General features: G+C 36.1%; 13 protein-coding genes. 4 read left to right on the top strand and 9 right to left on the bottom strand.

What is annotated here, in order from left to right:
- Nucleotide 1 precedes the first annotated feature (1 nt).
- The 3 genes from FLUTA_RS07160 to FLUTA_RS07150 are packed head-to-tail and all read left to right on the top strand — an operon-like array spanning nucleotide 2 to nucleotide 6,543.
- Nucleotides 2-3,802: a trifunctional MMPL family transporter/lysophospholipid acyltransferase/class I SAM-dependent methyltransferase gene (locus FLUTA_RS07160; protein WP_013686192.1), complete on the top strand. Its 3,801-nt coding sequence runs from the start codon at nucleotides 2-4 to the stop codon at nucleotides 3,800-3,802.
- 4 nt (nucleotides 3,803-3,806) lie between these two features.
- Nucleotides 3,807-5,330 (top strand): phytoene desaturase family protein, encoded by a 1,524-nt coding sequence (locus tag FLUTA_RS07155; protein ID WP_013686191.1) that lies wholly within the window; start codon nucleotides 3,807-3,809, stop codon nucleotides 5,328-5,330.
- The gene (locus FLUTA_RS07150) at nucleotides 5,323-6,543 is read left to right on the top strand and encodes an NAD(P)/FAD-dependent oxidoreductase (protein WP_013686190.1); all 1,221 of its coding nucleotides are present in this window, start codon (nucleotides 5,323-5,325) and stop codon (nucleotides 6,541-6,543) included. Before FLUTA_RS07155 ends, FLUTA_RS07150 begins: the two co-directional genes overlap by 8 nt.
- Before the next feature lie 6 nt (nucleotides 6,544-6,549).
- Here FLUTA_RS07150 and FLUTA_RS07145 read toward each other — a convergent pair whose 3' ends face one another.
- Genes FLUTA_RS07145 through FLUTA_RS07135 form a run of 3 tightly spaced genes read right to left on the bottom strand, consistent with a single transcriptional unit; the run spans nucleotide 6,550 to nucleotide 10,119 of the window.
- Nucleotides 6,550-7,203 (bottom strand): hypothetical protein, encoded by a 654-nt coding sequence (locus tag FLUTA_RS07145; RefSeq protein ID WP_013686189.1) that lies wholly within the window; start codon nucleotides 7,201-7,203, stop codon nucleotides 6,550-6,552.
- 10 nt (nucleotides 7,204-7,213) lie between these two features.
- On the bottom strand, nucleotides 7,214-8,467 hold the full coding sequence (gene flxY / locus FLUTA_RS07140; protein WP_013686188.1) for a flexirubin biosynthesis putative acyl-CoA ligase FlxY: 1,254 nt from the start codon (nucleotides 8,465-8,467) through the stop codon (nucleotides 7,214-7,216).
- Nucleotides 8,455-10,119, bottom strand: coding sequence for a C45 family autoproteolytic acyltransferase/hydrolase (locus tag FLUTA_RS07135; RefSeq protein ID WP_013686187.1), 1,665 nt, complete (start codon nucleotides 10,117-10,119; stop codon nucleotides 8,455-8,457). Before FLUTA_RS07135 ends, flxY begins: the two co-directional genes overlap by 13 nt.
- A 76-nt stretch (nucleotides 10,120-10,195) precedes the next feature.
- Here FLUTA_RS07135 and FLUTA_RS07130 point away from each other — a divergent pair, with 76 nt between their 5' ends.
- Complete coding sequence (locus FLUTA_RS07130) at nucleotides 10,196-10,738, top strand: 4'-phosphopantetheinyl transferase family protein (RefSeq protein WP_148235407.1); 543 nt, start codon at nucleotides 10,196-10,198, stop codon at nucleotides 10,736-10,738.
- Between the two features lie 119 nt (nucleotides 10,739-10,857).
- Here FLUTA_RS07130 and FLUTA_RS07125 read toward each other — a convergent pair whose 3' ends face one another.
- The 6 genes from FLUTA_RS07125 to FLUTA_RS07100 all read right to left on the bottom strand — a co-directional run bounded on the left by FLUTA_RS07125 (nucleotide 10,858) and on the right by FLUTA_RS07100 (nucleotide 13,949).
- Nucleotides 10,858-11,805: an NAD(P)-dependent oxidoreductase gene (locus FLUTA_RS07125; protein ID WP_013686185.1), complete on the bottom strand. Its 948-nt coding sequence runs from the start codon at nucleotides 11,803-11,805 to the stop codon at nucleotides 10,858-10,860.
- 31 nt (nucleotides 11,806-11,836) lie between these two features.
- A complete protein-coding gene (locus FLUTA_RS07120) occupies nucleotides 11,837-12,088 on the bottom strand; it encodes a DUF6327 family protein (RefSeq protein WP_013686184.1) in 252 nt (83 codons plus the stop codon).
- On the bottom strand, nucleotides 12,088-12,441 hold the full coding sequence (locus tag FLUTA_RS07115) for a phage holin family protein (RefSeq protein WP_013686183.1): 354 nt from the start codon (nucleotides 12,439-12,441) through the stop codon (nucleotides 12,088-12,090). Before FLUTA_RS07115 ends, FLUTA_RS07120 begins: the two co-directional genes overlap by 1 nt.
- Before the next feature lies 1 nt (nucleotide 12,442).
- Nucleotides 12,443-12,781, bottom strand: coding sequence for a YtxH domain-containing protein (locus FLUTA_RS07110; protein ID WP_013686182.1), 339 nt, complete (start codon nucleotides 12,779-12,781; stop codon nucleotides 12,443-12,445).
- 180 nt (nucleotides 12,782-12,961) lie between these two features.
- Nucleotides 12,962-13,336 carry a GxxExxY protein gene (locus tag FLUTA_RS07105; protein WP_013686181.1) on the bottom strand — a complete coding sequence of 125 codons (375 nt, stop codon included), beginning with the start codon at nucleotides 13,334-13,336 and terminating at the stop codon, nucleotides 12,962-12,964.
- A gap of 172 nt (nucleotides 13,337-13,508) precedes the next feature.
- Nucleotides 13,509-13,949 carry an Lrp/AsnC family transcriptional regulator gene (locus FLUTA_RS07100; RefSeq protein WP_013686180.1) on the bottom strand — a complete coding sequence of 147 codons (441 nt, stop codon included), beginning with the start codon at nucleotides 13,947-13,949 and terminating at the stop codon, nucleotides 13,509-13,511.
- Between the last annotated feature and the right edge of the window lie 261 nt (nucleotides 13,950-14,210).

Here is a 14,210-nt window from a genome sequence, read left to right as displayed (position 1 = left end):
CATGATTGGTCAAATTTGCGCTAGAATCGTTGCATTTTTCCTTAGAAAACGGGTCGTTTTTTGGGGGATATTTCTTCTCGTACTTACTTTTTTAGGCGTTGGTGTTTCGAAATTGAACATCAATGAAGATTTGTATGCTATTTTCCCACAAGGCGAAGAGTTTCGGAAATTCAATGAAATCGTTCAGAAAAACAAACTCAATAAGCAAGTTGTTTTCTCTATTAAAAATCAAGGGGATGAAGAATTAACCTTTGAACAGTTAGAAGGTTTAAAAGTCGATTTGGAAAAACGATTTTCTCAGGAACTGAGTGAAATTGAAATCGTGAAATCGGTTGATCAAGCTGCTTTAATTGGTTTTCTTCAAAAAAGCTCTATCCGAACCTTGGAACCAAAAGATTATGCCCGATTGGAAGAGAAATTAAAAGGAGACTCTATTCGGAAATCGTTGAAGCGCAGTGCTGATTTATTGCATGGCCCCAATGCCTTTTTTTTAAGTAGCGTTGTTGCACAAGATCCTTTGGGATTGTTTTACGAACAGTTGAAACAACTCAATCCAAGTTCGGATTCTGGCAATTATAGCTTGAAGGATGGTGTTGTATATTCCCGCGACGAACAATATGCTTTTTTCTTTGGAACCATTGAGATTAATCAAAAAGACACCAAAAAATTAGCCGAGTTTTCAAAACGAATAGAAGCATTCAAACAAGAAAAAGCGAAGCAAAAAGGCTTGAAATTTGATTATTTTGGAACGTTCCAAGTTGCAGTTGAGAATGCGAAACAAGTGAAATTTGATGCTTTTTTAACTTCGATGATTAGTATATCGGGTATTTTATTACTCTTAATTCTATACTACCGAAGTGTTTTGGCTCCTATTTACTTTCTGTTTCCAGCATTTTTTGGAATTTTAAGTGGTGCAGGATTGGTTGGATATTTGCATCCAGAAATTTCTGCAATTTCATTAGCAACCTCTTCTGTTTTACTTGGAATTGTATTGGATTATTCTTTTCATTTCTTTACCCATCTGAAGCATTTAGGAGATGTAGTGAAAACAGTGAAGGAAATTGGTTCACCCATGTTATTGGGAAGTTTTACGACAATTGCCGCGTTAGCTTCTTTGTTATTTACGAATTCAGTTGTTTTACAAAATTTCGGATTAATTGCTTTGTGTACATTGTCTGGTTCAGTGGTTTTTACGCTCCTATTCCTGCCTGTTTTGGTGAAGCAATTCCGGATGGAAATTCGTGATAAATCAAAGCCAACAAAAGGCTTTAAATTAAGCAAGCCACTTGTTCGAGCTTCATTTCTGTTGATTACCCTACTTTCCTTGGTTTTTCTTTACAAATCTTCGGGTATGACATTTGATTCCGACATGAATCACTTGTCTTTTCACACCAAAGAATTAAAAGAAAAGGAGAAATTCTATACAGGCATTAACCCAAATACCGATAAGAAATTATTCGTCTTTTCATCTGCTCCTACCATGGAAGCTGCACGTATTCAAAACGATGCCGTTTACCAGTCGCTTGTTGCGGATAAAGAACAATACGGAATTTCAGAATTGGTTTCGTTGTCTCCTTACTTGCCCTCCAAAAATTCGTTGGAAAAATCGGAAGCCAATTGGTTGAATTTTTGGAAGAAACATTCCAATATAGAACGAGAAGTCCAGCAAATTTCACCAGAATATGGATTAAATAGCGCTGGATTTAAACCGTTCTTTCAGTGGATTGAAAAACCGAGTGTTGACAAACAGGAAGGAATTGATTTATTGAATCAATTGGGATTAAACAAATTTGTTTCGGAAGAAAAAGACCTTTATTCGTATGCTACGTCAATCACTGTAAAGAAAGACAAACAAGATTTAGTGAAGGAGGAATTATCAAAAATAGAGGGTGTTTTTATTCTTGATATTTCGGAAATGGCCAAATCCATGTTGAATGTGGTGAAAAAGGATTTTGACTATTTGTTTTTATTTTCCTCACTGTTGGTGTTCGTTTCTTTGTTGGTTATTTATGGGCGAATAGAGTTAACGCTTTTTGCGGCATTTCCAATGGTATTGGGTTGGATTTGGATTTTGGGGATTTCATCCATGTTTGATATTCCATTCAATTTCATCAATATCATCGTTGCTACTTTCATCTTTGGTTTGGGGGATGATTTCAGTATTTTTACTACCGATGGATTGATTCAACAATCAAGAACTGGAGTGAATTCGATTAAATCTTCCCAGTCTGGAATTATTTTATCTGGAATCTCAACGATTATTGGAACTGGGGTGCTCATTTTTGCGAAGCATCCTGCCATTCATTCCATTGGAGCAATCAGCGTTGTTGGAATAGGCTCAATCATGCTAATCACGTTGTTTTTGCAACCGCGAATTTTTAATTTCTTCGTTTTGAATCGTGCAAAAGCAGGTAGAGGTCCAATTACCTTCTTTTACTTCATCTATAGCATCCTGTTGTTTTTGTATTTCTTTGTTGGAAGCTTCGTCTTAAACATCTTCCTTATTTTTATTCTAATTCCTTTACCAATTAAGCGAATTAAAAAACAAAACGTGCTTAATTATTTGATTTCAAGATTAGCTAAATCAACCATTTACGCAGGATTTCATGTAAAGAAAATCGGTGTTGACGCCCATAAATTGGATTATAAAAACCCGAGTATTATTATTGCGAATCACAGTTCTTTCTTGGATATTCTGGTGGTGCTTATGCTGCATCCGAAAACCGTAATTATGGTGAAGAAATGGGTTTACAATTCACCTGTTTTCTCTCCATTTATTCGATATGGAGGTTATTTGTTTGCGGAAGAAGGTGCAGATGGTAATTTAGATGATGTTCGAAAACGAATCGATGAAGGATACTCGATTGTTATTTTCCCCGAAGGAACAAGGAGTTCGGATGGAATGATTAAGCGTTTTCACAAAGGAGCATTTTATCTTTCCATGGAAATGGGAATTCCTATTCAGCCTTTGTTGATTCTTGGAACACATGAAGTAAATCCAAAGAATGATTTCATTATTAATCAGGGACAAATACTATACAAACCTTTGGATCGAATCACTGCATTAGAAAATGAGACGTATGGTCAATTTTGCAAACGTGCTACACAACTCATGCGTGATGGAATGCAGAATTTTAGAAAAGAACATGCAACAAGTACCTTTTTCACGCGAAAAGTCATGGAAAATTACTTGTTGAAGGGTCCAATCCTAGAATGGTATATTCGAGTGAAGTGGCGTATGGAGAGAACGAATTTTGATTTTTACAACCAATTAATTGGAACTAAAAAGAGTGTTGTAGATGTTGGTTGTGGATATGGTTACCTGTCTTTGTTTTTAAACTATTATGACCCTTCTAGAAGAATCGTTGGAATGGACTACGATGAAGACAAAATCGCGGTTGCAAATAATTGCATTAAACTTTCCGACAAAATAAATTTTGAGAATGCAGATATTCGGGAATGGGAAATTCCTGCTGCTGATGTTTATTTCTTCAATGATGTGATTCATTATTTGAAACCAGAAGAGCAAATTCAGTTATTGATTGATGTGAATCGCAAAATGGATAATGAAGGAATAATCGTCATTCGTGATGGAATTATTGAATTGCAAGATCGGTTGAAGAATACGAAATTGACAGAAATTTTGTCTACTAAATGGTTTAAATTTAATAAGACGACTAATGATTTGACGTTTTTATCTGCGAAGCAAATCGAACAATTTGCTCATCAGAATGGTTTTAGTTTTGAATTGATTGAACATTCAACCAAAACATCCAATGTTTTAATGATTCTAAAAAAGTAGGAATTTGGAAGAGCCTCAGAAAATAGTTGTTATTGGTAGTGGAATGGGTGGACTCGTTACTGCTTTGATTCTTGCTAAGCATGGCTATCAGGTGAAAGTTTTGGAGAAAAATCACCAGATTGGTGGTTCTTTGCAAGTTTTCAGCAGAGATAAACGCATTTTTGATACGGGTGTGCATTACGTAGGTGGATTGGATAAGGGTGAAAACTTGTATCAAATCTTCAAGTATTTGAATATCATGGATGATTTGGATCTTCATCGAATGGATGAAAATGCGTTTGATGTTATCCGCCTTTCAAATGGTCAAGTAATCAAGCATGGGATGGGCTATGCCAATTTTGAAAAGAAGTTGAAAGAATCCTTTCCAAACAATCACCAAGATATTGAGAATATCTGCCAAGAAATAAGACTTTATTGCAGTTATTTTCCATTGTATAATTTAGAATTGGATTCTGAAATTAATTATATCGAAAATTCCGTTGTTTTGGAAGTAGGCGCTTGGGAGCGTTTAGCTGCTTTGACGGATAATGAAGATTTAATTAAAGCTGTTTTGGGATCAGGACCTTTATATGCTGGAATTAAAGGGATTACTCCTTTCTACGTAATGGCCTTGATTTTGAATAGCTTTATCAAAGGGAGTTACCGTTTTGTGAATGGTGCGTCACAAATTGCGAAGATTCTCATGAAGCGAATTTCTGAACATGGTGGCGAAGTGTTGAGAAGAAAAGAAGTAGTTTCTGTCACTTATGATGAAGCGGGTTGTATTCGCTCGGTCATTTGTGCGGACAAATCCGAGTTTGTATGTGATTCTGTTATTTCGAATTTGCATCCTACTGAAACGATTGCAATTGTGGGAGAAAGTAATTTCAAAAATCCGTTCATTAAGCGCTTGAAATCTTTACCAAATACGGTTTCTTCCTTTATGATGTATATTTCTTTTGAGGAGAATAAATTCCCCTATTTTAATTCCAATTTTTACGATTATTTTACGGATAATATCTGGGATGAAGAATTTCATTTCTCCGAAGAATGGCCCCAAATGACTTTCACTTCGGCACAAGTTTCAAAAAACACGGATGAATTTGCAGAATCTATTTCCATCATGTGTTATTTGGATATAAAAGAGTTAAAAGCTTGGGAAGATTCTGTTAGAACGGTTGTTGTTGAAGGAGAGCGCCATGTTGATTATGAGGAATTCAAAGATGTATGCGTCGAACGAATTTTGAAACGAATAGAAACCCGTTTTCCTGGAATTAGAGCACATATAAAAAATGTATACTCATCTACTCCGATTACTTACCGTGATTACATTGCGACTCCTGGAGGCTCAATGTATGGATTTCAGAAGGATTTTAATCAAATACATAAATCACAAATTAATACAAGAACACATGTTCCGAATTTATATCTAACAGGTCAGAATATTATTTTTCATGGAATTTTAGGTGCAACTATTGGTGCATTGGTAACATCCTTTAACTTTGTAGATAATAAAGAGGTAATAGAAAAAATCAAAAATTATGACTAAAGAAGTAGATGTTGTTGTTATAGGTGCTGGTCCTGCTGGTTCTGTTGCATCCTCCAAATTGATAAAAGAAGGTCTTAGTGTATTGGTTTTGGAAAAAATGGTATTCCCCCGTTTTGTAATCGGAGAAAGTTTATTGCCTCATAGTATGGATTATTTGGATGAGTTAGGTCTTCTTCCAGCGGTTGAAGCCTTGAATTTTCAAGTAAAAACAGGAGCTTGTTTTTATCACAATGGTGAGCGATGTGATTTCTTGTTCGAAAATCAGTTTTCGGAAGGATGGTCGTATACGTTTCAAGTAAAACGTGCTGATTTTGATCATGCTTTAATCAAACAAGCTGAAAAGCAAGGTGCGGTGGTTGAATTTCAAGCGGAAGTAACGGATGTGAAAACCTCTGCAACAAAGCAAATAGTTACTTACAAAGATAAGGATGGCGAACTTCATGAAGTTCATTGTCGGTTTGTAATGGATGCGAGTGGTTATGGACGTGTTTTACCTCAAATGTTTAATTTAGAGGTTCCCGTTTCAACGCCTCCTCGTGGAGCAGTTTTTGCTCACTTGGATGATACAAGAAGAACTCCTGAAGATGGAAGAAATATCTTCGTACACGCTTTCAATGATAATAAATCTTGGATTTGGTCGATTCCTTTTTCAGATGGAACGGCTTCGGTTGGAATCGTTGGAAACAAAGAGTTCATTGAAGCATGTTATGCCGATGGTGGAAAAGAATTTAAAAAACGTGTTGCCGAATTCCCAGGTTTAAATGGTCGTTATGACGGTGTTGAATTTATGTTCGAACCACGTTTGATTGTTAACTACGCGGTTTCTGTGAAACAAGTATATGGTGAAGGATTCGTGTTGTGTGGAAACAGTACGGAGTTTTTGGATCCGATTTTTAGTTCAGGAGTAACTTTGGCTATTTCATCTGGATACAAAGCGGCTACTTTGGTTGCAAAACAACTTCAGGGTGAACAAGTGGATTGGGAAAAAGACTACAGTGTTGTATTGAAGAAAGGAATTGACGTTTTCAGAACTTATGTTCTTGCTTGGTATGAAGGAACATTGGGAGATATTTTCTTCAGCGAGAAAGTAGATGAGACAATCAGACAACAAATTTGCTCTGTGCTTGCTGGATATGTTTGGGATGAAACGAATCCGTTCGTTAAAAAACACAGTACATTGGTCAATGCGGTAGCGCACATCGTAAAAATGTAAGCTATTTTAGTCTTTTAAGATTCTGGTTTCTGGTTTTTTCTTCCATTTTGGATAGAGTTCTTCGGTGATTTTCACAATGACTTCAAAGAAGGTATTTGACCAATAGTTTCTGAAATTTCCGCCCCAGCATTTACCCGCAATTCGGTCGTAAATTAAGATTGCATTGTTATCATTGAGATTGATTGCTACAAAAATGTAAGTTCCTGTTTCTTTTGTTTGATCGAGAGTTTCTGCTATGAGTAAAAATCCGATTCCATCCAATTCAAAGTTGGTTGATTCAAGAAACTCTTCGATAGTACTTTTGTCATAATTAGGACTTTCAGTATCAATCATCTCATCTGTCTTTGCTTCTGCGTTGATTTGTGTGATTTTTTCCACGTTTGTTCCCACATATCGGGATCGGAACATCTTTTGCACATCGTATTTTCGATGTTCGTCACTGATTATCTTATTCCAAGCTACAAAGTACTTTTCTTTGATTTGTTCGGGTGTTAAAGCTAATTTTTGTTTTTCTGAAATGTCTCCAATCAGTTTTACATGCGAATAATCGATCCCTAGCCAAGTGATTTTGAAGCTTGTTGCTTTGAAAAGATCCTCAGAAGTTTGTGCAATGGAGTTAAAGGAAAGAACTAGTATGGCGATTAAGTAGATGGTTTTCATAGCTTTTCGTTTACTTAAAGATAATCTTTTCCGGTTTCCGCATGTGGTTTTTAAAGACTTGACTTCTTAGATAATCGCTCTCTAAGAACACAAAATGAGGAACGACACGCAGCTTTGCCTTGCAATCCTCAATAATTTGAGTCATCACAGGTGAATGTTCTATTCTGTTTTCAAGTAAAATAGTAATCGTATCATGCCCTAAATAATCTTTCGAAACTTCTATTTTATAGCAACTCACTTCTGATCGACTATCAAAAATTTCGTAAATCGATGGAGGGAAAATGGTTGTTCCTTTGAACTTAATCATTTGGTTTTTTCGTCCAATAATTGGCCCAACACGGGGAGAAGTTCTCCCACACGGGCAAGCATCTCTATAAACACGTGCTACATCACCTGTTTTATAGCGAATAAGCGGTGTTCCTTCTGTTCCCAGTGTACTGATAACAATTTCTCCTTTTTCGCCGTTTGGAACGTCTTTTCCATCGTCGTCCAAAACTTCCAAATAAATGAGGCCTTCATTCAAATGTCCACCTTGATGTGCAGTACATTCTGTAAAAGCTGCACCCATTTCAGTAGAAGCGTAGGTGGAGAACAATTCCACATTCCAATCTGCATGAATGCGTTTTGCCAATACATTTTCAGATAAATCATCTTCTCGAATAGGCTCACCAATGCAAATTACGGAACGCACTGAGGTTTGATTGATGTCAATGTTATTTTGCTTTGCATAATCGATGAGGTTCACCAAAAAGCTTGGAACAGCAATGAGAATGGTTGGTTTGTTTTCTAGAATCGAATTCCATTGAAGTGCGGGAACTCCTGGGCCAATGCGAATCATGCCAGCATTTAATTCCTGAACACCTAAATAATAGGCCAATCCAGCCATAAACTGCTTATCTATGGTTGTCATGAGCTGAAAAACATCACCTGCTTTTGCTCCAGTCAATTCAAAAGATTCTTTTTCGTTTTTACCTAAACGAATCAAGTCATTTTTGGTCAAATAAATAGTAACTGGTTTTCCAGATGTCCCGGAAGTGGTTACATATTCAGCGATTTGATTGGTTGGAACACAGAGGAAATCCGTGTTGTTCAATGACAAATCTTCCTTCGAAGTGAAAGGTAGCGTTCGAAAACGTTCAGGTGTTAGTTCCTTAACTGTTTCTTTCGAAAAATGAGTTTGATAGAAAGGAGAATGTTTCGAAACGTATTGAATCGATTCTGCCAATTGCTGAAATACGGCTGTTGTTTTGATTATTTCCGACATTCTTCCATCAATTTTTTAAGTTCTTTCTCAATTTGAGGTGAAGCAACACGTTTCGTTAAAGCGGTTTTAAATGCTGAGTAAGCGCCCTTTTTGTTGCCTTTTTTCTGAAAATATTTTCCTAATTGTTCATATGTAACGTAGGATTCCGAATTGTTTGAAACAAATGTTTGAATGTCTTCTTCTGACAGGTTTAATTCTTTGTTAAACATCAAATAGGCGCTAATGGCTTGTTTTACTTTTTTGAAATCTTTGAATTTCTGGTATGCTGGTGTTTTTACGAATGCATCTTGTGGAATGGAGTCAACCAATTGAATGTGTTTTGTTTGGAAGGTTTTCGTCAAATCGTAACCTAAGAACGTTCCTAACTGAAAGTCATTACTTGAAACAAAATACAACCTGCTTTCTGGCTGCATCACGACGCTGTGCTGAGCTTGAAGTTGATTGATCGCTCTTGGATTCCCCATTCCGAGTGTGTCTCCATTTAAATCCGTTTGTGTTCTCAAGATACTTGCAGCATTTGCAGGATTCATCTTTGGAGTGAGTCCCAATAGTTGATTCATACGGTTGTAGCGGTATTTAGAATCGCTTTGATCAATATTTTTGACGTTTTCAGGATCTTTTTTGAAGGTGCTGGATTGGTAGTGATTTGCACAAACCAATACATCCGACTTGCTTTCATAAATGCCTAGTTTTTTAGGTGACTTTTCAATCAAAACGGCTCTTTTGTCTGCTGCAGATGCAATCATCAAGGTTTCGGAAACAAATGTGCTTCGTTTTTTAGCAATGGCAACTGCTTCGTCAATGTTTTTGGCGTATTGCAAAATTTCACGTGCCAACAAGGAAATAGGCATTTTGGAACTCGTTGGCAAATCAGATTTCGATGCATTGATTGTTACTGTGAGTCCTTTTTCGTTCATTCCAGAAGCAACACCAGTAAATCCAGCCCAAGAGTAGGAAGTAAATTTGTATCCTTTTGTTGGATTGACGAAAATAATCAGCTTGTTTCTCGAGAAATCATCACCTACATAGAAATCAAAATTTCGTCCTACCAAAAGCTGCTTGTTTTCACTTTTTTCGCCTTTCACAGTAAATGACGTACAACCAACTACGCTGTAATCATTTAAAGCATGACCAATGTCGTGAGCTGCATGGTAATTCAATATGCGTGTATAGTTGGATGCAATGTAATCGTATCGATCTGAAAATGCTTGTGAAATTCCATAGATTTCTTGTTGATTCTCCAATGGAATGTTTTCTGGCAAATCACTGTTGAAAAACCCAACCATCAATTTTATCACGTGTCTCCAAAGCTTGTTGGGTAGAAAATTATTGATTTGGCCAACGAAAATATCTTCTTGTTCTTGAACCAATTCTTTCGCAAGTTTCCCATAAATGAGACCTCTTTCGTAAGGATCTCCTTCCAAGTACATTTCCCAAATTCCAAATTTATTTTTCTTCAGATAAGAGCTTCCTAAAATGTAATGATCTTTTCCTACTTGTTTTCTTTCCGCTACATGGATGTTTGGAACTTCTGGCGGGTCAATTTGAGCGCTGAACAAAATAATCGTGAAAAGCACGAAAATAAAGGCGAAAAGTAGTTCGGTTGGAATCCAAATGAGTCGGAAAAGGTATTTTAAAATTGTTTTGATCACGTGCTAAGAATAATTGACTACAAATATACACTATTTTTGAGCGATGCACTGAATGATTTCGGGCACTTCAAGGGGTATGATTCACATTATTAACAATTCGAATTCGGTGGTTGCTTATTGGAAGCAAGCTGATTATCAGGAATTACTTAAAGGTGGTGCTGCGAAGCGTTTGTTGGAGAAAAAGGCAGTTCAATATTTGTTGGACGCGCTTGGATACGGTCATTGTGAAGTAAAATACAAAGAAACTGGCCAGCCTTATCTTCACAATGAATCCGCATTTTTATCGATTTCACATTCCAACGGTTGGTTTGCAGTTTGTGTTGGGTCTCATCCTGTTGGTGTTGATATTCAAAATCATTCGCCCCGACTTATTTTGGGTCAGGACTATTTTCGGAATGATCAGGAGGTGATATTTGCCGAAGATGAACAAGCACTTCATTTAATTTGGGGAGCGAAGGAAGCCTTTTACAAGATGAAAGAAGGCAATATTCCTGATTTGAAGGAAGAGGTGAGTGTTCTGAATATTGGTGAAGAATTGATTGTTCTTGAATTTGGATTTCAAAATTTTGAGTTGAAATACCGACTGATTAATTCTGCTTTTCTGGTTTTTATGAAGTGATTAGTTCACTTTATTTAAAACTAAAAAATAAGTTTAAAATATTTTTTATCATCAATTATGTATTTAATTTTTACTTTAAATAAAGTTTATTAAATGATTCATTTATAAATGAATATAATTTATTGATTATCTACATGAAGTATTTTTTCAGCCAAAACAGAACTAAGTTTATAGTAACTTTCATTTGTCCAACCACCAACATGAGGAGTAAGTAATATTTTGTCTGATTCAAGTAAAAAGTTTAATGCTTCATTTGATGTCTCTTCAAAGAAATTTTCAAAAGATTTTTTTTCAAATTCATTGACATCTAATCCTGCTGAAAGGGTTGATCCATTTTGAATAGATTTAATTAAAGAATTAGTTTCAACTATTCTACCTCTCGATAAATTTAATAAATAAATAGGCTTTCCTAAAGCGTCAAAAAACTCTTGATTGGCGAAATGAATGGTTTCTTCGTTTTGAGGAATGTGAAAAGAAATCACATCCGATTTTCGAAGGACAGCTTCTAGCGTTGCTTCAATCACGAAATCATCTCCAAAACCCGTTTTGTATTTGTCATAAGCAAGTAAGGTGATGTCAAATCCACGTAATTTTTTTGCAAATGCTTTTCCGTTGTTTCCAAAACCAATGATTCCAACGGTTTTTCCGTCTAATTCAACTCCTCGGTTGCCTTCTCTGTCCCAAATTCCCTTTTTCACATCTCTATTCGCTGTGTGGATCTTATTCATCATGGATAACAACATTCCCAGGGCATGCTCACCAACTGCATTCCGATTTCCTTCCGGAGCATTGTACAATTGTATTCCGCGTTTCTGGCAATACGCTTCGTCGATATTTTCCATGCCAGCTCCAGATCGAGCTATAAATTGAAGATTGGGGGTGAATTGAAGAAAAGATTCATCCATTGTAAAACGAGAACGAATCACAATGCCATCTGCATCGATCAATTGCGTTTCACATTGTTCTTTCGTCCAATCATGTGCTTCAATGCAATCGTATTCGCCACTTTGAGTAAGCCTTTCGGCAAGAATGGGATGAACGGTGTCGAGAAAGAATACTTTTTTCATGGAATGAATTTGAGTACTCCGAAGTTAGTTTTTATTCTTTTTCTTTGAACGATCGAGCAACAATCTGCATTACAATTTGAATAATTGGCTCAATGAATCCAGCGGCTCCTTCGTTGTCTTTTCCAATATAATCTTGTAATAGATTCGTTGGACGTAGACTCTGTCCTGTTTTCTTTACACCCATTTTTAATTTCTGGACATGAATTTCCCTTTCGAGTTTTAGGATTTCTAAATCCAACTCAATTTGGTCGAAAGAGGAATAATTTTTTGGTTTTGTATTCATCACTTGTTATTGAAAAATAGGTCAGAAAATTTCTCTAATACTTGTTTTTCCACAAAACGAAGTCGTAGGAAATAAAGTAAAACGATTAATACAAAATAAAATCCAGCGACGATTAGAAATCCCAATGAAGTGCTTCCAATAGCACCACCAATGGCAAACGCTGCGGCAAGTGATCCAAAAAGAAGCGCAAGCATCAGAAAGAAACCAAGCAGTAGAAAGCGAGCTATTATGAGTGTAGATTTCATAGCGAACTGAAATCCCCACAATTTATAATACTCAATACTACTTTCTATGTAAGCTTTGGTTTCTTCCTGAACCTGTTGCGTATTCTCTTTTAATTCTTCAAATGCCATCTTACTTTGCTGTTGCTGCCGCTTTTTTAGCTCCTTTTTTCAAAAGTTCTAATTTTTCTTCTAAAAGTGAAATCAACTCATCTTTTTCATGAATTCCGCTAGAAATCGCATTGTCCAAAAATTCACTGATGTTTTCACCAGCATTTTCAGCCTTGCGATGAAGCAATTGTGCCAATTCGTGGTATTTATCCATCAAATCACCTTTTGATTTATCCACGCCATCTTTCAATTTCTGACGAGTTACTGATCCTTTATCGGGAGCCAATAAAATTCCGATTCCTGCTCCGACTACGGCACCTGCTAGAAGTGCGATAATCATATTTCCTGTGTTACTAGACATGATAATTTGTTTTTATGTGTTCCTAATAAATGTAGCTAAAAAATCGAGCTTTCAAAAAGTTGTTCGAATCTTTTAACGTTAATTTTGAGTTTTGTAGAGAGGATATAGCCACGAATTCACGAATTCCAGCTCGGCTAACGCGCTCGCTAATTTTCTTGTTTTATTAGGAAGATTTGAAGGTTATAGTACAAATCGTTTGTATTTCAGGCTATCTTCATTGAAGTTTATCAAGAGCCCCAGTGGTAAGTCTGAAACAGCTAAATAATTAATGACTTGAGCATAATGGGATTTTGTAAGTTGACTGGTAGACTTTACTTCTAAGATGATAGAATCAAAAACCACGAAATCTGCATAGAAATGATGTGGCAGAATGATGTCCTTGTAATGAACCTTGAATTCCTGTTCTCGCGTGAATTGAATTTTCTCGTTCTTTAATTCATATTCTAAAGCGTCTTTATAAACGATTTCGGAAAAACCATGTCCTAAATTTCGGTGAACTTCCATACATAAACCTATTATTTCATAGGCTTCACGTTCTAATACTAATTGCTTCATTTACTTTAAGATAGATAAAAAGTTCATTTGAAACAACCTTAAATTAAAATAAATGCGGATACGTTATTCAAGCATCCCGAAAGTTGAATAACAAAATAAAAGGATGGGTTTTAAAAGAAGTGCGAGCGCGTTAGCCGAGTAAAAAAATCGTGCATTCGTGGCCTCCACCTCTTTACTTCAACTCTGACATCACGAAGCTACTATTCACTTGTCCAATATGCGGAATGCCTGCCAATTGATTCTTCAAAAAATCCTGATACATTTCCATATTCCCAACTTCGATAATAAGCATATAATCTGTAGCGCCCGCCACATGATACGCATGGCTCACTTCCGACAATTCTTTAATGGCGCTTTCAAACACATCAATTCCTTCTTTCTCATGACTTTTTAAACTCACTTGACAAACGACTTTTAGTTCCTTACCAATTGCCTTTCTGTTTATCAGCGCCGTATACCCTTGAATGACTCCAATACGCTCCAAACGTTTGATGCGTTCAAAAGTAGGAGTAACCGATAAACCAATTTTACCAGCAATCTCCTTGTTATTCATCTTTCCGTTCGATTGTAGAAGCGCAATAATTTGTTTATCAATGGAATCCAATGCATTCATAGCTTTTGTTTTTAGAAAAATATTCTGGTTTAAGCTGCTGTTGTGTTAAAAAACAGAATGTAGTAATTGTGTTTTATGAATATATGGAATAATATTCTTCTATTGATGGTTGTGACAAAATTTACTTTTACTTAGTGGGCAAATAAGCGTATAAAAATCTGAATGAGAGGTAATTCATTTGGATTTAGAGTAAAAGAACAATACGCAAAACTGTTAAAAAAATTCGGTTTTAATTGGTTGGATGATTGATAGTGAGCAAGA

This window comes from Fluviicola taffensis DSM 16823 (assembly GCF_000194605.1).
GTDB classification, from domain to species: Bacteria; Bacteroidota; Bacteroidia; order Flavobacteriales_D; family Crocinitomicaceae; genus Fluviicola; species Fluviicola taffensis.
Note: the sequence above shows the minus strand (reverse complement) of the source record. Positions and strands in the feature narration are given on the sequence as shown.

Bases quoted from the DNA above. Each gene is read 5' to 3' on its own strand.
- FLUTA_RS07125 (WP_013686185.1), bottom strand. From the start codon at position 11,805: ATGAAAAAAGTATTCTTTCTCGACACCGTTCATCCCATTCTTGCCGAA.
- FLUTA_RS07145 (WP_013686189.1), bottom strand. From the start codon at position 7,203: ATGAAAACCATCTACTTAATCGCCATACTAGTTCTTTCCTTTAACTCC.
- FLUTA_RS07130 (WP_148235407.1), top strand. From the start codon at position 10,196: ATGATTCACATTATTAACAATTCGAATTCGGTGGTTGCTTATTGGAAG.
- FLUTA_RS07150 (WP_013686190.1), top strand. From the start codon at position 5,323: ATGACTAAAGAAGTAGATGTTGTTGTTATAGGTGCTGGTCCTGCTGGT.
- FLUTA_RS07115 (WP_013686183.1), bottom strand. From the start codon at position 12,441: ATGGCATTTGAAGAATTAAAAGAGAATACGCAACAGGTTCAGGAAGAA.
- FLUTA_RS07160 (WP_013686192.1), top strand. From the start codon at position 2: ATGATTGGTCAAATTTGCGCTAGAATCGTTGCATTTTTCCTTAGAAAA.
- FLUTA_RS07110 (WP_013686182.1), bottom strand. From the start codon at position 12,781: ATGTCTAGTAACACAGGAAATATGATTATCGCACTTCTAGCAGGTGCC.
- flxY (WP_013686188.1), bottom strand. From the start codon at position 8,467: ATGTCGGAAATAATCAAAACAACAGCCGTATTTCAGCAATTGGCAGAA.
- FLUTA_RS07105 (WP_013686181.1), bottom strand. From the start codon at position 13,336: ATGAAGCAATTAGTATTAGAACGTGAAGCCTATGAAATAATAGGTTTA.
- FLUTA_RS07100 (WP_013686180.1), bottom strand. From the start codon at position 13,949: ATGAATGCATTGGATTCCATTGATAAACAAATTATTGCGCTTCTACAA.
- FLUTA_RS07120 (WP_013686184.1), bottom strand. From the start codon at position 12,088: ATGAATACAAAACCAAAAAATTATTCCTCTTTCGACCAAATTGAGTTG.